Below are 19,454 nucleotides of genomic sequence, written 5' to 3' on the forward strand. Positions count from 1 at the left end.
CTCGACCGAGGGTCATCCCCGTTCTGCGGCGCCCGGCGGGCCCGGCAAGCGACACCACCGAACGGTTACGGCCCACTCAGCTAACCGACGATCTCTGCCACAGTCGGGCAGGCCGCCTCGGCAGCCAGTTCGGTTCGGGTCTGCGCAACCGTCCAGGGCAGCGCAACCGACGGTTCGTTCCCGCGTCCAGCCGGCGCCTCGGCGATGATGGCGGCCAGCTGACGGGCCAGTGTCAGGGCGAACTGGTCACCCGCGCTCGAGTTGTTCAGCATGACCACCACGGTCATGGTCTGGTCCGGATCCGCCAGGGTCGCCGAGATGAATCCGGGGATCGATCCGGTGCGCCCGCGGAGGGGCCCGACCTGCTCCGCGCCGAGGCCGTAGCGCTGCCACGACGGCGTCGTCACGTCTTCGTTCACGGTGTCCCACTGGGCGCTCGCCGACGACTCGGACAAGAGACCACCCGCGGCGAGAGCGCCTGCCCAGGTCCTCATGTCGGCCAGCGTCGAAACGACACCGCCCGCCACGCCGCTCATCGAATTGGAGAGCAGGGTGTTGTCGGTGATGGCCGTGCACACCGGACCGTCGGCGCCCACCGCGGCGGCGTAGCCGTGCGAGTGTGGTGCGGGGAGGTCCACATCGCCGGCGTGAGGATATGAGGTGTCGTGCAGACCGAGCGGATGGAAGATGTACTCATCGTAGAGCGCCGCCCACTGCCGGCCCGTGGCCCGCTCCAGCGCCATCCCGAGCAGCACAATTCCGGTGTTTGAGGGACCCCACACGCTGCCCGGAGCACCGGTTCGGGGCGTGGCCAGCCCCTGGGAGACGAGTTCCATCGCCGGCCAGGTGCGCAGGGGGTTGTGCACGAACTCCCCGGCCAGAACGGGACTGTAGGACCCAAGCCCCGAAGTGCCCTGGCAGAGCTGGCCGAGCGTCACGCCCGCCACACCGACGAGGCGGGGCAGGTAGGTGGAGACCGGGTCGTCGAGCGTCACGGTTCCCTCGTCGACCAACCGGAGCAGCACCGTGCAGGTCATGGCCGTGGTGTTGGTGCCGATGCGGAAGTGCATCCCGCCGGTCATCGGGGCGGAACCGCCGATTTCCGTCGTGCCGTGCGCGACGGTCCATTCGCCGGCGGCGGACCAGACCCCGACCAGAGCGCCGGAGGAACCCGATAGCGCCATCGCCTCGCCCACGGCCGCGTCCAGCTGCCCGGCGATGTCCGCCGCGATCGGCGTGCTGTTCTGGTCGACGCTGTTCCGGCCCGCGGTGCAGCCGCTCAGCACGACGGCTGCGGCGACGCCGAGTGCGAGCAGCGCACGACGACGGGTGGTGGGCTTGGTGATGGCATCCCCCAATGCTCTCCACCAGCTTGCCCTATCGGGGCCCGGGCGCCTAACCCGTGCGCGAGACAGACTCCCTACACCCGCTCGAAGATGGCGGCGAGCCCCTGGCCGCTGGCGTTTCCGGCGGTGACGGTGGCGTCGGCGTCCGTCTCCAGCAGGATCGGGCGGAGGCCGGCCAGAGCCGTCAGGCTGCTGTCGGCCCGCGGAGTTTCGTCGGCGGAGTTTCGTCGGCGGAGTTTCGTCGGCGGAGTTTCGTCGGCGGAGTTTCGTCGGCGGAGGCCACGACGGGGCCCGTGCGGCCCGGCACCGTGACCGGCACAATCTCGTCGTCGAACCGGCCCTCGGCCACGGCGACGCATGCCCGCGCCTGCGACCGGAGAGCCAGGTCGTCCTGTTCGGTGCGGCCCATGCCGTACTCGCGGCGCAGGTTCTCGGCGGTTTCGAGCACGCCGCCGGGTACCGGGTAGCGGCGCCCGCCGGCGGTCTCGCGGCCGCGGCTGAGCGCGTCCGTGAGCAGGATTCCGGCGCCGCCGCCCACACCGAAGCGGGAGTCGACGGTGTAGAACGGAGCCTGGCTCATCGATTCGACCCCGCCGGCGACGACGACGTCGCTGACACCGGTCTGCACCTGCACAGCCGCGTCGAGGATGGCCTGTAGCCCTGAGCCGCATCGCCGGTCCACCTGCACGCCGCCGACCGTCACGGGCAGGCCGGCGTTCAGTGCGGCGACGCGCGCCACGGAGGCGGCCTCCACGGTGGGATAGCCCTGGCCGAGGATCACGTCGTCGACCACGGCCCCGTCGATTCCGGTGCGTTCGATCAGCGCCGTGATCACGGCCGCGTCAGGTTGGCCGGCGCGACCGCCCTGAAGACGCCGCCGAACCGGCCGATCGGGGTGCGTAGCGGTTCGTAGATGACGACGTCTCTCACGATGCGGCCACCGTGTTCGGAGCGGAGAGGAGCGTGTGGATGACGGTCGGCGTCCCCGGCACGAGCAGCGGCACCTCGGTGGCGGCCTGCACCTCGGCCACGGTGAGTCCCGGCGCGATCTCGCGCAGCAGAAGACCCTCCGGCGTCACGTCGATCACGGCCAGGTCGGTGATGATGCGGGTCACGACGCGCTTGCCGGTCAGCGGCAGGCCGCACTCGTTCACAATCTTGAAGTCGCCGTTCTTCGCAGTGTGCTCCATCACGACGATCACGGTGTCGGCGCCGTGCACGAGATCCATCGCACCGCCCATACCCTTGATCATCTTGCCGGGCACGGCCCAGTTGGCGATGTCGCCGGTGGCGGAGACCTGCATCGCGCCAAGCACGGCCACATCGATCATTCCGCCGCGGATCATGCCGAAGCTCTGCGCGGAGTCGAAGTAGCTGGCACCGGGGTTGACCGTGATGGTCTCCTTGCCGGCGTTGATCAGCTTCGGGTCCTCCTCGCCCTCCCACGGGTACGGTCCCACCCCGAGCACCCCGTTCTCGGAATGCAGGATGACGTCCACCCCCTCCGGCAGGAAGTTGGGGATCAGCGTGGGCAGCCCGATCCCGAGGTTGACATAGCTGTCGGGGGTGAGCTCCTGCGCGGCGCGCGCGGCCATTTCATTGCGGGTCAACGGCATGATCAGCTGTCCTTTGCGACGGATGCGACGGATGCGACGGATACGACGGATGCGACGGATGCGACGGGCCGCGGCCGGGTGGTGGTCTTCTCGATCGGCAGGTCGGCGGACTCGGCGCCGGAGAGCGCCACGATGCGGTGCACGTAGATACCGGCGAGGTGGATGGCATCCGGATCGAGCTCCCCCGGCTCGACCAGCTCGTCGACCTCGGCGATGGTGATGCGGCCGGCCATGCCGGCGACCGGGTTGAAATTGCGGGCCGACTTCTCGAACACGAGGTTGCCGTGCCGGTCGCCCTTCGCCGCGCGAACGAGGGCGAAGTCGGTGACGATGGCCTCCTCGAGCACGTACTCCTTCTCCCCACCGCGGAGCGACGCGAAGGTGCGGGTCTCCTTGGGCGGCGACGACACCGTCACCGACCCATCCGGCCCGTAGCGCCAGGGCAGCCCGCCCTCGGCGACCATGGTGCCGACGCCGCTGGCGGTGTAGAAGGCGGGGATTCCGCTGCCGCCGGCCCGGAGCCGCTCGGCCAGGGTGCCCTGCGGGGTCAGTTCCACCTCGATGTCACCGCCGAGATAGCGGCGGGCGAAGTCCTTGTTCTCGCCGATGTAGGAGGCGATCACCCGGCTGATCCGCCCTTCCCGCAGCAGTTCGCCGAGCCCCCAGCCGTCGACGCCGCAGTTGTTGGATGCGACCCGGAGGTCGGTGCTGCCCTGGGCCAGGAGCGCCCGGATCAGCAGGATCGGGACGCCGACCAGGCCGAAGCCGCCGACGGCGAGGGAGGCCCCATCCGGGATGTCGGCGACGGCAGCCGCGGCGGAGGAGTACGTCTTGTCCATGGAGTGGTCCTTCAGCTTCAGTTCGTGGTGCCGATGTCGATCGTCTTGAAGGTATCGCGTGCCACCGCCAGAGCGGAATTCGCCGCCGGCACCCCCGCGTAGATCGCGGTGTGCAGGATGGCCTCGCTGATCTCCGCGCGGGTCAGCCCATGGGTCAGGGCCGCGCGCACGTGCATGCCCAGTTCATGTTCGTGGCCGCCGGTCACCAGGCAGGCCAGGGTCAGGAAGCTGCGGGTGCGCCGATCGCGGCCGGGCCTGGTCCAGATCTCCCCCCAGGCATAGCGGGTGATGAAGTCCTGGAAATCCGCCGTCTCCGGGGTGGTGCAGGGCCAGTTCGAGTCCGACAGCGCCGCCGAACGACACCCCGGCGTAGTGGAAGGCTCCCCCGCCGACCAAGTCGACCAGGGTGATCACAACGTCGGCGACCTCAGCGACGGTGACCGGTTGCCGGGCGGCGGGGCTGAGGCCGGTGCCGGTGCCGGCGTGACCGTGCCGCGGATAATGGGCTGGGTCATAGTGAGGTCCCCTTGCTCGCGGTGGATTCGAGGTACCGGGCGAGCACCCGGTCGATTCCGGCGTCCGTCTGCCTGAGGCTGAGGTCGTCATCGAACGCGGACCAGGCCCGCGATCGGAGCTCCTCGGGATGTCCCCCGGCGGTGATCAGGGCGGAGAACACCACCCGCAGCGGGCGGTTGGTGCGGTAGCACTTCTCCGACGCGCGCTGCACGAGGGCGAACGCGGCGGCCTTGCCGAGGGCCTCTGCGAGCAGGGTGGTCACCCGTTCGCTGAACACCAGGCCGTCGGTGAGGTCGAGGTTGCTGCGCATCCGTTCCAGGTCCACGTCGAGCCGGGCCGCCAGCGAGGCCGCGCCCGCGACGTCAACGCGAACGTGCTCACGATCAAACTCGCCATGGCCATCGCCCGGGCCGGCGCGCCACGGGGACCGTCACCGACGCCGAATTCGACGCCAACAAGGCGGAGCAGCTCGCCCGCTTCTGAGTCGCTGCGGAGTCGCTTCCGAACGATCTGAGTCTGTGCCGGTAGCGTGGGGTCCATGCTCGAGCTCATGGATGACCGGCCGGACATTCTGCTGCGCCGCGACGGGCGGCTCGCCCAGATCATCCTGAACCGCCCGGCGGCCCTGAACGCCCTGACCCACGCGATGATCCGACGGATGTCCGAGGTGCTGACCGACTGGGCCGTCGACGGTCAGGTCGAGACCGTTCTGCTGACCGGTAGCGGCGACCGGGGCCTCTGCGCCGGGGGCGACATCGTGGCGATCTACCGCAGTGCGGACGCGGGCGCGGACGATCGAGCGGACGCTGACGCCGAGGCCGCCCGGTTCTTCGCCGACGAGTACCATCTGAACGCGCAGATCCACCGGTTCGCCAAACCGTACCTGGCCGTGATGGACGGCGTCGTGCTCGGCGGCGGGGTCGGCGTCTCCGGCCATGCGAACACCCGGATCGTGACCGAGCGCACGCGGCTGGGGATGCCGGAGACCGCGATCGGCTTCGTACCCGACGTCGGCGGAAGCTGGCTGTTGTCCCATGCCCCCGGTGAGCTCGGCACCCACCTCGCCCTGACCGCCGCCCTGGTCTCCGGGTCCGACGCCATCGCACTGGGCCTGGCCGACCACTTCGTGCCGAGCGACCGGCTCCCTGCCCTGGTCCGCACCCTGGCCGAGACCGACGCGGCCGAGGCGGTGCGCGCCCTGGCCGAGACTCCCCCGCCCTCCGTCCTCCTCGCCCAGCGGCACTGGATCGACGAGTGCTACGCGTCCGATGACGTGGGCGAGATCGTCGCCGCCCTGCGGCGTTCCCCGGTGGAAGCCGCACGCGACGCCGCCGCCCTCATCCTCACGAGGTCGCCGACCGCACTCGCGGTCACCCTGGCCTCGCTGCGCCGGGCCCGGCGGCTCCCGAGCCTCGACGAGGCGCTCGATCAGGAGTACCGGGTGACGCTCCGTTTCCTGCAGCGGAGCGAGCTGCAGGAGGGCATCCGGGCCCAGGTGATCGACAAGGACCGCAGCCCCCGGTGGTCGCCGGCCGGCCTCGGCGAGGTGACGGAGGCATCCGTCGCCGCGTTCTTCGCGCCGCTCGGCGAGCAGGAGCTGGGGCTCGGAATGGGGCCCGGGCTGGGCGAGGTGCCCTACGTCGACGCCGACCTGATCTTCGTCACCGATCTGCTCACCACGGGTGAGCGCGCGCGGCTGGCCGCGGCGCGATCGTTCTATCAGGCCGAGGTGCGCCCTCTCGCCGTGGACTACTGGAACCGCGCCGCGTTCCCGTTCGAGCTGCTGCCCCGCCTCGCCGCGCAGAACCTCGCCGCGACCGGTGCTGCCGCGACCAGCCATCTGCTCACGGGGCTGCTGCAGATGGAGCTGACCCGGGCCGACACCTCGATCTCCACGTTCTACGGCGTGCACCACGAGCTGTTCGCCGCCGCCATCGACGAGCTCGGCTCACCCGAGCAGCGGGAACGTCTGCTGCCGGGCCTCCTGGCCCTGGATAAGATCGGGGCCTTCGCCCTGACGGAACCGGAACACGGCTCGGACATCTCCCGCATGATGGAGACCACGGCCACCCGCAGCGGCGACGAGTGGGTGCTCAACGGCACCAAACGCTGGATCGGCAACGGCGCCATGGCTGACTACGTGCTGGTCTGGGCCCGGGACACCGCGGACGGGCAGATCAAGGGATTCATCGTCGAGACGGAGCGGCCCGGGTTCACGGCCACCCCGATCGAGAACAAGATCGCGGTGCGGATCGTGCAGAACGCCGACATCACCCTCACGGAGGTGCGGATCCCGTACACGAACTGGCTGCCGGGCAGCCGGAGCTTTCAGGACACGAACGTGCTGCTCCGGAACTCGCGGATCTGGGTGTCGTGGCAGGCGGTCGGCCAGCAGCTCGCCGCCTTCGACGTGGCCCGCGCCTATGCGCTGGAGCGGCGCCAGTTCGGCATGCCCATCGCATCCTTCCAGCTGGTGCAGGAGCAGCTCTCCCGCATGATCGGCAACGCCACCTTGTCGCTGTCGCTGATGGTGCAGATGGCGCGACTGCAGGAGAGCGGGCGGCTCACGATGGACCAGGCGGCCCTCGCGAAGGCGACCTGCACGACCCGGATGCGCGAAACGGTGGCCCTGGGCCGCGGTCTGCTCGGCGGCAACGGCATCAGCACCCGGTACGAGATGGCCAAGATCTTCGCCGACGCCGAGGCGATCTACTCCTACGAGGGCAGCTACGAGATCAACGCGCTGTTGGTCGGCCGGGCCGTGACCGGCATCTCCGCCTTCAGCTGATCACCGCTCGCCCGAACGAATTCGACGGAGATTCTGCCCGAATCGGCCCTGAAAACTCCGAAAAGGCAGTTGTGAACGAGAATCTCCGTCGAATTGGTTCAACACCGAACCTGGCGCGCATCGGCTAGGGTGTCGCGCCGGCCGCCCCGAGCGGCGGGGCAGGCGGGGCCGATTCAACCGGCGCGACCGGCGGCACCGGAACCGACGCGACCGGAACCGGCGGCGTGGGAGCGTTCCAGGCCTTGATGACGGCCCAGCCCACGGCGGCGATCGGCACCGAGATGACCGCGCCGACGATGCCGCCCAGGATCGTGCCGGCCGTCAGTGCCAGCAGGATCACCAGGCCGTGCAGGCGCAGTGACTTGCCGAGCACCACCGGGGACAGGAAGTTGCCCTCGAGCTGGTTGACTGCGACCACGATCGTGACCACGATGATGGCGGTGGTCAGGTCGTTCGTGACGAGGGCCACCAGTGCGGCCAGGATGCCGGCGGCCGTCGCCCCGACGATGGGGATGAACGCGCCGACGAAGACGATGACGGCGAGCGGCAGCGCCAGCGGAACCTGCAGGATCCACAGTCCGATCCCGATGAACAGGGCGTCGACGAACGCGACGATCGCCGTGCCGCGCACGTAGTTGCCGAATACCTCGACGCTGCTCACGCCGACGCGTACGGCCCGCTCGTGCCGCTTGCCGGCGAGCGGCTGGATGAGGAAGCTCCAAATGCGGGGGCCGTCCTTCAGGAAATAGAAGAGCACGACGAGGCCGAGCACCACGCCGGCCACGATCTCGGCGGCCACGGAGACCCCGACCAGGGCCCCGGACCCGAACTGGCTGCTGGTGGCGAAGTCGATGACCGATTCGCGCACCGAATCGATCTGAGCGGAATCGATCGGCAGCGTGCCGCTGGTGAGCAGTTCCTGCAGGCTGTCGAGCCCCTCGCTGGCCGAGGTGAAGAGGGTGTCCCACTCGCCGCGGATGCCGAACACCACGAGGGTAACGACGCCACCGAAGACCGCGACGCTCAAGATCAGGGTGATCGCCGCAGCAAGGGATTCGTTCGCCCCGCGGGCCAGCAGGAACCGCATGAAGGGGCGCAGCGCCGACGCCACGATCAGGGCGATCAGGAGCGGGGTGAAGACCAGCTTGAGCTGCGTGATCCCGTAGATGGCCACCACCAGCAGGGCGAGGACCAGCAGGGCCTGACCGGAGCGGATGGCGGCCCGGCCGAGATAGTCCGTCCAGGACGAAGTGGGCGTGGTCATGGGGATCTCCAAACGAGGCGAACGACGGCTGAGCCACCAAGCCTAGCCAGACTGCCTCGCCAGACTGCCGGTAGCGCGTGTCGGCCGTGTGACGTACACTCCCTACATCGAACATTCGTTCTATCTATCACCCGTCGACCTGCCCGCCAGAGGAGTACACACATGTTCGCACACCTCCACGTCGCGAGCGCCTACTCCACGCACTTCGGGGTCACACTCCCCCAGGCGCTGGTGGAGCAGACGCAGGCGCAGAACGGCTCCTTCCTGGCCCTCACCGACCGGGACGGTCTCTACGGCGCGGTCAAGCACGTGCGCGCCTGCGCGGCCGCGGGTATCCGGCCGGGGCTGGGCGCCGACCTCGCGGTGCACGACGACGACGGGCATCCGTTGGGCCGGATCGTGGTGCTCGCCCATGGTGATATGAACGGTCGTGGCTATGCGGCCCTCTGCCGCGCGGTCAGCGCCGCCCACAACAGCGCCGCGCACAGCGCGTCGGGGCGCCCCAGCATCGCCCGCTCGCACCTCGCCGAGCTGGCCGGACTGCGCTGCCTCACCGTGCTGCTCGGCCCTACCTCCGATGTGGGCCAATCGGTCGAGCGCCGCGACACCGACGCGGCCGGCGCCTGCCTCACCGCGTGGCTGCGCGCCCTGCCGCCGCAGTCGGTGGTGGGTGAAATCGTCTGCCATCTGGCGGCGCCGGGGACTCCCGGCAGCGTGACGCCGGCCACCCGCATGCTCGCCCTCTTCGAGCACGCCGCGCTGCCCGCCGTGCTCACCAACGCCGTGCGCTACGGCACCCCCGACGAGGCCGTCACCGCCGACCTGGCCGACGCGGCCCGCACCCTGACGGCGCTGGCGAACCTGGAGCAGCTGCAGACCAACGGCCAGGCCTGGCTGAAACCCGAAGTCGCCATGAGGCAGGTGGCGCGCATGGTCGTCGACGCCGGGCTGCACGACGACGGCGCCGTCGACCGACTGTTCCGCGACACCGAGCAGCTTGCCGAGCGGTGCAGCCTCGACCCGGACTCCGACATCGGCCTGGGTCGCCCGCGCATGCCGGAGGCACGCATCATCGGCGTCAGCGGCGACCCGCTGACCGAGCTGCACGCCCGGGCCCGGGCCGGCATCGACGACCGCTACCCCGTCACGTCGCCGGCGGGCCGGTCGCTGGCGGATGCTGCGCACGCACGTCTCGTGCATGAGCTGAAGACGGTGGAGCACCTCGGTTTCGCCGGCTACTTCCTCACCGTCGCCCGGGTGGCGGACATCATCCGGGAGATGGGCATCCGCATCCAGGCGCGCGGGTCCGGGGTGGGCTCGGTGCTCAACTACGCCCTGCACACCTCCTCCGTCGAGCCCATCTCCAACGGGCTGCTCTGGGAGCGATTCCTCTCCCCCGAGCGGCAGACCCTGCCCGACATCGACCTCGACGTCGAGTCCGCCAGAAGGCACGACGTCTATCGCACGCTCTTCGACACCTTCGGCAGCGATCGGGTGTCGCTGATGTCCATGACGAACGCCTACCGCGGCCGCGGGGCCGTGCGCGACGCCGGCCTGGCCCTCGGCATGAATCACGAGCAGGTGGCCGCGGTGGCCAAGCAGATGTGGCGCTTCAACGCGCACGACTTCCGCCGCGCCCTGGCCGAGAAGCCCGAGCTCGAGCCGTTGGCCGCCGAGGTGCGCGCCTCCTCGCAGCTCGACCTGCTGGTCGACCTGACCGCCAAACTCGACCGGCTTCCCCGGCACATCTCCGTGCACCCCTGCGGCGTCATCCTCTCCGACGCCTCCCTGCTCGACCGCACCCCGGTGCAGGCGTCCGGCATGGGGCTGCCCATGTCCCAGTTCGACAAGCACGACATGGACCCGATGGGCCTGATCAAGCTGGACATCCTCGGTGTGCGCATGCAGTCGGCCATGGCCCACGCCGTCGAGGAACATCACCGATTGTCGGGCGAGACCATTGACCTCGACCGAATCCCACTGAACGACCCGGACACCTTCGAACTGATCCGCTCCACTCGCACCCTCGGCATCTTCCAGATCGAATCTCCCGGCCAGATGGAGCTGGTCGGCAAGCTGCAGCCCGAGGTGTTCAACGACCTCACCGTGGAGATCTCCCTGTTCCGGCCCGGGCCGATGCAGAACAACATGCCCCTGAAATACCTTCAGGCCCGGCATGGGGAGGTGATGCCCGACTACATCCACCCTCGGTTCGAGCCGTTCCTCCGGGAGACCCAGGGTGTGGTGATCTTCCACGAGCAGGTGATGCGACTGTTCGACGAACTCACCGGCTGCGGGCTCGGCCGAGCGGATGTCTTCCGCCGCCACCTTGGCAAACCGGAGCAGCTTGCCCGGATCGAGGAGTACGTGCGGATGCGTGCCCTCGAGCGCGGGTTCACCCCCGCCGTGATCGACCGCGCCTGGAGGGTGCTCGCCGGGTTCGGTAGTTTCGGTTTCGCCAAGGCGCACGGGGCGGCGTTCGCCCTGCCCACCTACCAGTCCGCCTGGCTCAAGACCCACCACCCCGCGGTGTTCCTGGCCGGACTCCTCACCCACGCCCCCGGTATGTGGCCGAAAGACCTGATCGTGGCCGAGGCTCGGCTGCTCGGCGTGCCGGTACTGGGCCTGGACGTGCAACACAGCGCCCTCGACTACCGGGTGGAGCAGATCGACGGCGAGCAGTCCGACGGCGGCCGGCGCGGCATCCGTCTCGCCCTGCCGGAACTCTCCGGCTGCACGGCCGCCGAACGCGCCCGCATCGTGCGCCACCAGCCGTTCACCTCGCTGCAGGACTTCCGGGACCGGGTGCGCCCGCGGCGCAGCACGTTCGAGGCGCTCGCCCGGGTGGGAGCGCTCGACAGCTTCATCGGGTACGACCGCACCCGTCGGCACGAGCTGCTCGCCCACATCCAGTCTCTCCGCGGCACAGCGGTCACCATCCACGACGACCAGCTCGCCTTCGACGTGCCTCTGCCGGTGCTCGAATACGAGGGGTCCCGGTTCAACGCGGTGACCTCGCTCGAGCTGCGCGGCCGCAGCCAGACCGACCTCGAACTCAGGGATCTGGGCCTGGCGGTGTCCGGGCACCAGATGGCCCGGTTCTACCCGCTGTTCACGGAGCTGGGCGTTACGCCGGCCTCCGAGCTGATCAACCTGCCCGGCGGCACCGAGGTGCTCCTGGCCGGGGTGCGCCGAGCCACGAACACGCCGCCGATGCGAAACGGGCGCCGGGTGGTCTTCGTCAGCCTCGACGACGGCACCGGACCGGTCTCGAACGTCGTGTTCTTCCACGACGCCCAGGAGCGCATCGGCGGCCCGGTGTTCCACACCGGCCAACTGCTGGTGCGCGGCCGCACCCGTCGGTCCGGCGCGAAGGGCGTCTCCGTCACGGGCGAGAACCTGTGGGATCTCACGGATGTCGCCCGCCGGGTCAAGCTGCGTCACGCGGGCGAGGCGGCCGCCCGGAACGCCGACCGCGCCCACGACCTGGCCGACGAACTGGCCGAGGACCTGGCGGCCATGGCGACCACGAATGTGCACCATCTATGGCCCCGACGCACCGCCTGACCCGCGCTTACACTGGTGTCCATGACCGAGAAACAGCGCTACGACGTGCTTCGTCAGTACGCCGACTTCGAACTGCGTCACTATCCCCGCACCGTGCTGGTGCAGGTGGAGGTGGCCGGGGACTTCTCCGCGGCCGGCAACCGCGGCTTCGGGCCGCTCTTCCAATACATCAGCGGCAACAACCAGACCTCGACACGCCTCGCGATGACCGCGCCCGTGATCCAGGAGACCACGACCCCGCAGAGCCACACCGTCAGCTTCGTCCTCCCCGACGGGATGCCGCCCGCGGAGGTGCCCGTGCCCCGCGACGCGCAGGTCAGCACGAAGGAGGTCCCCGAGCGCACGGTCGCCGCCCGCCGCTTCAACGGCGGCTGGAGCGAGGAAAGGTTCGCGCAGAACGGCACCCTCCTCGTCGACGCGGTGAGCCGCGAGGGTCTCCTGCTCGCAGGCCGACCCTATTTCGCCCGCTTCGACCCACCCTGGAAGCCGGGCTTCCTCAGGCACAACGAAGCGCTCATCGCCGTCACCGTCACCGGTTCCGGTTCCGGTTCCGGAATCTCCTAGTCGTCGGAATTGTCCGTCGAGCTGCCGTGTTGTCGGTCATCACCCGACGCGTCGCGTAGACCATGCCCGCGAAGGCACCGGCCATGGTCAGCGGAGCCACCTCATTCGTTCCGATCACGGCCGCCGCGGTCTGCACGAGCGGGCTGCCGTCGGCGCGATGCACTCCGAAAGCCGCGGCCGTCTGAAGGATGCCGCACAGGTCCAGTTTCTTCGCCATCCCGATGAAACCCGTATTGATCGAGCCGAGGGTGGACTCGAGCGCGCTGGAGTTTCCGCCGCTCTCCCCGGCGTCGTTTCTCGGGTTTCGGTTCTGAAGATCATAGTTCTGCGGCCCCGACAACTGTCGTTGAACGTGCCCTGGATGGCCGGTTGAACCGGTGTGGCCACGGCAGCCTGGAATTCCGCTGCGGTGATCTTCACCTGCTCGACCATCTCGCGCGGGATGTAGTCCCGGCGTGCCTTGTTGACTGCGTAGCCGTTGGTCTCACTGCCGGGATTGTCGAGGCGGAACTTGGCCGGGTTGTCCACGATCTCCACCAGGTTTGCGGCCTGCGGCAGGGTGAGCTCTGCGGCCGTCGTGCCGAAGTAGTAGTTCGCCGCGGCCTCGTTGCCGTAGACGGTGCCGCCGAAACCGGTGATGTTGAGGTACTGGCGCAGGATGTCGTTCTGGGGGAATTTCTTCTCCGCCACGATTGTGAGGCGCATTTTCTTGATCTCGCGGGCGGGGGTGGCGGCGATGACGGTATCTCGGGCGTAGGGGCTGATCTCGTCCCAGTCGACCTCGATGCGGTTCTGATCGTAGAAAGAGGCCAGCAGCACGGACGTGCCGTCGTTCTGGGCGGCGTAGGTGTTGCTCTTCTGGGAGAGCGGTTCTATGTCCGGGTAGCCCGGCAGACTCTCGAACACGGTGATCGAAACCACGAGGCCCGGCCCTCCGATGAGCAGAAATGCGAGTCCGCCACCGAGCCAGCAAATGCCGAGTAGTCGAACCACTCCGGCTTTTCTGCGGTTGGCAGGAGGCATCCTCTGGCTTACTGCGCAGAAAAGGCGTGGCACCGCTAGAGATGCCACGCCTCGTCTGGTTCGAGTGTGATTCGCGTCTAGAAGACCGTCAAGCCCCGCGCCTCGAACTGGGCCCTCACCCGCACCAGCAGTGCCTCATCCGGAGGATGAGAGCCGTGCAGCGGGTATGGAATGTTCAGCCGGTCCCATTTGTCCTCCCCCATCTGGTGGAAGGGCAGAACCTCGACGCGCTGCACGTTCGGCCAGCGCGACACGATCTCGGCGACGGCGTCGACGTTGTCGACGGCGTCGGTCAGACCCGGGACGAGAACGAAACGCGCCCAGACGGGAATGTTCCGCTCGCTCAGGCGGTCACCGAATGCGATCGTCGGAGCGAGGTCTCGGCCGGTCACCTCTTTATACGTCTCGGGGATGCCGGACTTGACGTCGAGCAGCACGAGGTCGAGGTTGTCCAGCAGCGTGTCCGACGCGCTCTTGCCCAGGAACCCGGAGGTGTCGAGGGTGGTGTGCACGCCGAGCTTGTGGCACTCCTCGAAGAGTCGAGTCACAAAGGCAGGCTGCATGAGCGGTTCGCCACCGGAGATGGTCAGCCCTCCGCCGGTCGAGTCGAAGACGCCCTTATAGCGCTTGACCCTGGCGACGAGGTCGTCCAGCGTGGTGAGCAACCCATCCTTCATCTTCCAGGTGTCCGGGTTGTGGCAGTACTGGCAGCGCAGCAGACACCCGGAAAGGAAGAGTGTCATTCGCGTGCCGGGACCGTCGACGGCGGTGACCAGTTCCCACGAGTGGACGCTGGCGACCGATCCGTTGTGAATCGCCTCCATTTCGAGGTGGTGGAGTTCAGCCAGTTCGGCTTGTTCACTGCTCACGGATGAACCGTCCACCAGGGCGATCGCCGCGCCGGCGCTGGGCAGACCGAGGTTTACTGCTGGCATTGTCTCGTCCTACTCAGCGTCGCCGCGTTGATATCAGTGATCAGTGCGAGTGGAACGTGCGGCTGATGACATCCATCTGCTGCTCGCGGGTCAGGCGGACGAAGTTCACCGCGTAGCCGGACACGCGAATCGTCAGCTGCGGGTAGTTCTCCGGGTGCGCCATGGCGTCTTCGAGAGTGTCGCGGTTGAGCACGTTCACGTTGATGTGGTAACCGGTTGCCGACGTGAACGCGTCGATGAGGCCGACCAGGCTGGTGATCTGCTCTTCCTTGGTGTGGCCGAGACCACTGGGAACCACCGTGTTGGTCAGCGAGATGCCGTCCTGCGCTTCACTGTAGGGGAGCTTGGCGACGCTGAGCGCCGACGCGAGCATCCCGTGGGTGTCGCGGCCGTTCATCGGGTTGGCACCCGGAGCGAACGACTCGCCCTTGCGGCGACCATCCGGCGTGTTGCCGGTGGCCTTGCCGTAGACCACGTTGGACGTGATCGTCAGGATCGACTGGGTGTGGATGGCGTCGCGGTAGGTCGGGTGCTTGCGGATCATTTTCATGAACCGCTCCATCACGTCGACGGCGATGGTGTCGACGCGGTCGTCATCGTTGCCGAACTGGGGGAACTCGCCCTCGATCGTGTAGTCGACGACCAGGCCGGTCTCGTCGCGCACCGGGCGGACCGTGGCGTACTTGATGGCCGACAGGGAGTCGGCGACCACACTCAGGCCGGCGATTCCGCAAGCCATCGTGCGGATGATCTCCTTGTCGTGCAGCGCCATTTCGAGACGCTCGTAGGCATACTTGTCGTGCATGTAGTGAATACAGTTCAAAGCCGTGACGTAGGTCTCGGCGAGCCACTCGAGCGTTTCCAGGTAGGCCGGGAAGACGGTGTCGTAGGAAAGCACCTCGTCGGCGTTCGGCGTGGTGGCCGGGGCAACCTGCTTGCCGGACACCTCGTCTTTTCCACCGTTGATCGAGTACAGCAGCGCCTTGACGGCGTTGACGCGTGCACCGAAGAACTGCATCTGCTTGCCGACGCGCATGGGAGAGACGCAGCAGGCGATCGCGGCGTCGTCACCCATCTCGGCGCGGATGATCTCGTCGGACTCGAACTGGATGGCCGAGGTGTCGATCGACACCTGCGCACAGAAACGCTTGAAGCCCTCGGGCAGGGCGTCGCTCCAGAGAACGGTGAGGTTCGGCTCGGGCGCTGCGCCGATGTTGTAGAGCGTCTGCAGGAAACGGAACGTGGTCTTGGTGACGAGCGGGCGGCCGTCTTCACCGATGCCGGCGAGCGACTCGGTGACCCAGGTCGGGTCGCCGGCGAAGATCTCGTCGTATTCGGGGGTGCGCAGGAAGCGCACGATGCGCAGCTTGATGACGAGGTCGTCGATCAGCTCCTGGGCGCCCTCTTCGGTCAGGGTGCCGGCGACGAGTTCGCGCTCGATGTAGGTGTCGAGGAAGGCCGCGTTGCGGCCGAACGACATTGCAGCACCGTTTTGTTCCTTGACGGCGCCGAGGTAGGCGAAGTAGAGCCATTGCACGGCTTCGCGCGCGGTGGTGGCCGGCTTGGAGATGTCGGAGCCGTAGGAGGCCGCCATCTGGATGAGTTCCTTGAGGGCCCGGATCTGCTCCGAGTTTTCCTCGCGGGCGCGAATGATGTCCTCGGTCGAGGGCTCCATGTCGAGCTCGGCGCGGTCGTTCTTCTTGCCCGAGATGAGGGCATCGACGCCGTAGAGGGCGACACGGCGGTAGTCGCCGATGATACGGCCGCGGCCGTAGGCGTCGGGCAGTCCGGTGATCAGGTGGCTGTTTCGTGCACGACGGACCCCGGGAGGGTAGACGTCGAAGACGGCGGTGTTGTGGGTCTTGCGGTAATCGGTGAAGACTTTTTCAAGTTCGGGAGACACGGGGTAGCCGTAGGTCTCGAGCGAGGTGGCAACCATGCGCCACCCGCCGAAAGGCATAATGGCACGCTTGAGCGGAGCATCCGTCTGCAGTCCGACGATTACCTCGTTTGCCTGGTCGATGTAGCCCGGAGCGTGGGCCGTAATGGACGACGGCGTGGTGGCGTCGACGTCGTAGACGCCTTTACGGCGTTCCTCGGGGAACATCTCGGACAGCTTGGCCCAGATCCCCGTGGTGCGTGCGGTCGCTCCGACAAGGAAGCTCGAGTCACCCAGGTAGGGGGTGTAATTGCGCTGGATGAAGTCGCGCAGATCGATCGAATCCTGCCAGGGGCCGGAGGCGAAGTCAGTCCGACCGGCATCATCCGTTCCGCTGCGAACACCTTCAGTGATTGTCATGTAGATTGCTCTCCTCGTGGGATCGAGACACCCTCCGCGAAAGTGTCTCTCCCGCAGTCGGGCCGAGAGAGCAGGACCACGAGGCTCCGGCTAATGCAACGATGCACCGTGTGACTTGCCCTCTTTCCCAACACTACTCCCGTCAGACCCACCCGAACGCGAAATTTATGAGATTGCATCCATTGATGCATTTATAGATAGGTGCATGTGTGACTAAGGTTGAGGCATGAGCTTCCTCCCGATGTCCCGCGGAGCCGCCAGGCCCCCCGCCGCGGCCCCCTCCGCCGTCGACCGGATCTACACGACCGTCGCCGACGCCATCATCTCCGGCACCTTGGCCGCAAGCTCGCTGATCACCGAGGGCGAAATTGCCGAGGCCCTCTCCACCAGCCGCACCCCCGTGCGGGAGGCCTTCCTCGAACTCCAGGCTCACGGGCTCCTGACGCTCTTCCCCAAGAAGGGCGCGGTCGTCACAGCCCTGGGCGACACGGAGACGGCCGAGCTGCTACAGGTGCGCGTCATGCTGGAGAACACGGCGGTGACCCTGCTCAGCGAGCGGCCGGACGACATCCCGGGCGTCGACGCCGAGTTGCAGGACCTTATTCGGGTCCAGTCCGACGCCGCCCTGGCCGGCGACCTGCTCACGTTCGCCCGGGCCGACCACCGGTTCCATGCCCGCATCGTCGACGAGACGCATAACCGGGTCATCGACGGGATCTACACCCGGCTCGGCCCCAGGCTTGAGCGCCTCGTGCACCGGGCAGCCCTGCGCGACCCGCGCAACCTCGACCGTCTGGTGGCCGAACACCGAATCCTTGCCCACCACCTGCGCGGCGGCGACACCCTCGCCTACGAGGTCGCACTGCGCCAGCACGTCGAAGACGGTCATCACGCGCAGCTGGCGCCCTGACCGTCCCCCACCTTCCCGCACCTGCTTTTCAGAAAAGACCCATGACTTTCCGCCGTACCGTTCCCGCCTGGCAGCTCGCCGCTCCTGCCCTGTTCGTCATGGCTTGGGGTGGGAACCACTTCACGCCCCTCCTGCACATGTACGAATCGCTCGGCCACTATTCCGTCGTCATGACCGACCTCTTCCTCGGCTTCTACGTGGTGGGCCTGGTCCCCGGGCTGCTGCTCGCCGGCGCACTCTCGGACCGCTACGGGCGCAAACCCTTGACCCTGGCAGGCGTCGTCCTGGGAATTCTCGCCAGCATCCTGCTGGGTCTGGGATTCTCAAGCGGGATCATGCTCTCCGCCGGGCGCCTGCTGGCGGGGCTGAGCGTCGCCGTGGCGATGGCGGTGGGAACCGCGTGGCTCAAGGAACTGTCCAGCCCGCCGTTCGACAACCAGGCCGGCCGCACGGCAGGGGCACGGCGGCCTTCACTCACCCTCACGGTCGGGTTCGGGCTCGGGGCCGGGGTGGCCGGAGTGCTCGCGCAGTGGGGGCCGATGCCGACCCTCTCCCCTTATGTCGTGCACATCGTGCTCAGCCTGCTTGTGCTCCCCCGCCTGCTGAGGGCCCCGGAGACCGTGCCGCGCTACCGGGCACACCGGCCCTTCTGGCAGGACCTGGCGGTTCCGCTGGCCGGACACCGCCGCTTCGTGCGCGTGATCATTCCGTCAGCTCCCTGGGTCTTCGGCGCCGCCGGCATCGCCTACGCGATCATGCCCACTCTGGTCCAGGACCAACTCGGCAGCCTCAACCTCGCCTACGCGACCCTGCTCACGGTTGTGACCCTCGGCACCGGCGCGCTCGTGCAACCGCAGGTGGCTCGGATCAACCGGGTCACCGATGGGCGTGCACTCATGGTCGGGATGTCCGTGATGCTGCTGGGAGTGGGTCTCAGCGTGGCCACGGCGATCGTGCTGTCCCCGGTGCTCGCGTTCCTCACGGCCGTCGTGCTCGGCGCCGCCTACGGTGTGAGCATCGTGGCCGGGCTCGTGGAGATCCAGAAGATCTCCACGGCGGCCGACCTGGCGGGCATCACCGGGGTCTACTACAGCCTCACCTACATCGGCTTCCTGCTGCCGGTCGCCTTCGCCTGGCTCAACGCCGTGGCCGGTTACCCGGTGCTTCTGAGCATTCTGTTCGTGGTCTGCGCGCTCTGCCTGGCCCTGGTGGCGAACGGGATGCGCCGGCGCGTCACCGAGTAGGCGGCACCTGGATTATCGTCATCCCATGCCCTATTCGCTCCGCCATCTCCTTCCCGCCGACGCCGCACCGGTGCTCGGACTCAACAACGCCGCTGTGCCTGCCGTCAACGCCCATGACGAGGCGAGCCTCTCCGCCCTGCTCGCGGCCAGCAGCCACGCCCTCGCGGTCGTGCACGACGACGCGCCGGGAGAGGTGCTCGGCTTCGCCGTGCTGTTCGGGGTCGACGCCGACTACGCGAGCGAGAACTACCGATGGTTCTCCGCCCGGTCGGAGTCCTTCCTCTACGTGGACCGCATCGTGGTGTCGGACCAGGCCCGCAACCAGGGTCTCGGCGCCCTGCTCTACACCGCGATTTTCGCGGCGGCCCGCGCGGCCGAGGTCGGCCAGGTCTTCTGCGAAGTGAACATCGCACCTCCGAACCCTCGGTCGCTGGCGTTCCACTCCCGGCTCGGCTTCGAGCCGATCGGCGAGCAGTCGACGAAGGGTGGCACCGTCGTGGTGTCCCTGCTGTCGGCTCCCGTCGGCGCGGGCGTACGCTGAGG

General features: G+C 68.2%; 16 protein-coding genes. 6 read left to right on the forward strand and 10 right to left on the reverse strand.

Translation table 11 applies throughout. The features are described 5' to 3' along the window. Positions 1-80: 80 nt before the first annotated feature. From E3N94_RS01750 to E3N94_RS01775, 6 genes are all read right to left on the reverse strand, one after another. Positions 81-1,358: a serine hydrolase domain-containing protein gene (locus E3N94_RS01750; protein ID WP_134342356.1), complete on the reverse strand. Its 1,278-nt coding sequence runs from the start codon at positions 1,356-1,358 to the stop codon at positions 81-83. Between the two features lie 172 nt (positions 1,359-1,530). Beyond that, a complete protein-coding gene (locus tag E3N94_RS01755; protein ID WP_241987031.1) occupies positions 1,531-2,181 on the reverse strand; it encodes a hypothetical protein in 651 nt (216 codons plus the stop codon). 91 nt (positions 2,182-2,272) lie between these two features. Further along, positions 2,273-2,962 carry a CoA transferase subunit B gene (locus tag E3N94_RS01760; RefSeq protein WP_104101388.1) on the reverse strand — a complete coding sequence of 230 codons (690 nt, stop codon included), beginning with the start codon at positions 2,960-2,962 and terminating at the stop codon, positions 2,273-2,275. A 2-nt stretch (positions 2,963-2,964) separates the two neighbouring features. Continuing rightward, complete coding sequence (locus tag E3N94_RS01765; RefSeq protein ID WP_134569664.1) at positions 2,965-3,801, reverse strand: CoA transferase subunit A; 837 nt, start codon at positions 3,799-3,801, stop codon at positions 2,965-2,967. 17 nt (positions 3,802-3,818) lie between these two features. Beyond that, positions 3,819-4,148: a carboxymuconolactone decarboxylase family protein gene (locus E3N94_RS01770; protein WP_134569665.1), complete on the reverse strand. Its 330-nt coding sequence runs from the start codon at positions 4,146-4,148 to the stop codon at positions 3,819-3,821. 164 nt (positions 4,149-4,312) lie between these two features. Next, positions 4,313-4,642 (reverse strand): hypothetical protein, encoded by a 330-nt coding sequence (locus tag E3N94_RS01775; protein WP_134569666.1) that lies wholly within the window; start codon positions 4,640-4,642, stop codon positions 4,313-4,315. A gap of 213 nt (positions 4,643-4,855) precedes the next feature. Between E3N94_RS01775 and E3N94_RS17540 the strand changes: the two genes are divergently transcribed. Next, a complete protein-coding gene (locus E3N94_RS17540) occupies positions 4,856-7,105 on the forward strand; it encodes a 3-hydroxyisobutyryl-CoA hydrolase (protein ID WP_347232677.1) in 2,250 nt (749 codons plus the stop codon). 124 nt (positions 7,106-7,229) lie between these two features. Here E3N94_RS17540 and E3N94_RS01790 read toward each other — a convergent pair whose 3' ends face one another. Further along, positions 7,230-8,369 (reverse strand): AI-2E family transporter, encoded by a 1,140-nt coding sequence (locus tag E3N94_RS01790; RefSeq protein WP_134401474.1) that lies wholly within the window; start codon positions 8,367-8,369, stop codon positions 7,230-7,232. Between the two features lie 162 nt (positions 8,370-8,531). Between E3N94_RS01790 and dnaE the strand changes: the two genes are divergently transcribed. Both dnaE and E3N94_RS01800 read left to right on the forward strand, forming a co-directional pair. Then, a complete protein-coding gene (dnaE, locus tag E3N94_RS01795) occupies positions 8,532-11,936 on the forward strand; it encodes a DNA polymerase III subunit alpha (RefSeq protein WP_134569667.1) in 3,405 nt (1,134 codons plus the stop codon). Between the two features lie 21 nt (positions 11,937-11,957). Next, complete coding sequence (locus tag E3N94_RS01800; RefSeq protein WP_104101402.1) at positions 11,958-12,500, forward strand: heme-binding protein; 543 nt, start codon at positions 11,958-11,960, stop codon at positions 12,498-12,500. A 114-nt stretch (positions 12,501-12,614) separates the two neighbouring features. Here E3N94_RS01800 and E3N94_RS01805 read toward each other — a convergent pair whose 3' ends face one another. From E3N94_RS01805 to pflB, 3 genes are all read right to left on the reverse strand, one after another. After that, on the reverse strand, positions 12,615-13,421 hold the full coding sequence (locus E3N94_RS01805) for a transglycosylase domain-containing protein (RefSeq protein WP_166790029.1): 807 nt from the start codon (positions 13,419-13,421) through the stop codon (positions 12,615-12,617). 179 nt (positions 13,422-13,600) lie between these two features. Then, complete coding sequence (gene pflA / locus E3N94_RS01810; RefSeq protein WP_104101408.1) at positions 13,601-14,458, reverse strand: pyruvate formate-lyase-activating protein; 858 nt, start codon at positions 14,456-14,458, stop codon at positions 13,601-13,603. 40 nt (positions 14,459-14,498) lie between these two features. Next, on the reverse strand, positions 14,499-16,757 hold the full coding sequence (pflB, locus tag E3N94_RS01815; RefSeq protein ID WP_134342363.1) for a formate C-acetyltransferase: 2,259 nt from the start codon (positions 16,755-16,757) through the stop codon (positions 14,499-14,501). A 226-nt stretch (positions 16,758-16,983) separates the two neighbouring features. Here pflB and E3N94_RS01820 point away from each other — a divergent pair, with 226 nt between their 5' ends. From E3N94_RS01820 to E3N94_RS01830, 3 genes are read left to right on the forward strand one after another with little or no spacing between them, the layout of a single operon-like run. Continuing rightward, positions 16,984-17,667: a GntR family transcriptional regulator gene (locus E3N94_RS01820; RefSeq protein ID WP_104101413.1), complete on the forward strand. Its 684-nt coding sequence runs from the start codon at positions 16,984-16,986 to the stop codon at positions 17,665-17,667. 41 nt (positions 17,668-17,708) lie between these two features. After that, entirely contained in the window at positions 17,709-18,911 is a 1,203-nt protein-coding gene (locus E3N94_RS01825; protein WP_134374422.1) for an MFS transporter, read from the forward strand. Positions 18,912-18,936: 25 nt separating this feature from the next. Next, positions 18,937-19,452: a GNAT family N-acetyltransferase gene (locus E3N94_RS01830; protein ID WP_104101418.1), complete on the forward strand. Its 516-nt coding sequence runs from the start codon at positions 18,937-18,939 to the stop codon at positions 19,450-19,452. Positions 19,453-19,454 lie beyond the last annotated feature (2 nt).

It is taken from the genome of Cryobacterium sp. Sr3, from assembly GCF_004402835.1.
GTDB classification, from domain to species: Bacteria; Actinomycetota; Actinomycetes; order Actinomycetales; family Microbacteriaceae; genus Cryobacterium; species Cryobacterium sandaracinum.

What these genes read in the sequence shown, in the direction of transcription:
- E3N94_RS01765 (WP_134569664.1), bottom strand. Translation starts at nt 3,801, where the DNA reads ATGGACAAGACGTACTCCTCCGCCGCGGCTGCCGTCGCCGACATCCCG.
- pflA (WP_104101408.1), bottom strand. Translation starts at nt 14,458, where the DNA reads ATGCCAGCAGTAAACCTCGGTCTGCCCAGCGCCGGCGCGGCGATCGCC.
- pflB (WP_134342363.1), bottom strand. Translation starts at nt 16,757, where the DNA reads ATGACAATCACTGAAGGTGTTCGCAGCGGAACGGATGATGCCGGTCGG.
- E3N94_RS17540 (WP_347232677.1), top strand. Translation starts at nt 4,856, where the DNA reads ATGCTCGAGCTCATGGATGACCGGCCGGACATTCTGCTGCGCCGCGAC.
- E3N94_RS01760 (WP_104101388.1), bottom strand. Translation starts at nt 2,962, where the DNA reads ATGCCGTTGACCCGCAATGAAATGGCCGCGCGCGCCGCGCAGGAGCTC.
- dnaE (WP_134569667.1), top strand. Translation starts at nt 8,532, where the DNA reads ATGTTCGCACACCTCCACGTCGCGAGCGCCTACTCCACGCACTTCGGG.
- E3N94_RS01790 (WP_134401474.1), bottom strand. Translation starts at nt 8,369, where the DNA reads ATGACCACGCCCACTTCGTCCTGGACGGACTATCTCGGCCGGGCCGCC.
- E3N94_RS01800 (WP_104101402.1), top strand. Translation starts at nt 11,958, where the DNA reads ATGACCGAGAAACAGCGCTACGACGTGCTTCGTCAGTACGCCGACTTC.
- E3N94_RS01820 (WP_104101413.1), top strand. Translation starts at nt 16,984, where the DNA reads ATGAGCTTCCTCCCGATGTCCCGCGGAGCCGCCAGGCCCCCCGCCGCG.
- E3N94_RS01830 (WP_104101418.1), top strand. Translation starts at nt 18,937, where the DNA reads ATGCCCTATTCGCTCCGCCATCTCCTTCCCGCCGACGCCGCACCGGTG.
- E3N94_RS01825 (WP_134374422.1), top strand. Translation starts at nt 17,709, where the DNA reads ATGACTTTCCGCCGTACCGTTCCCGCCTGGCAGCTCGCCGCTCCTGCC.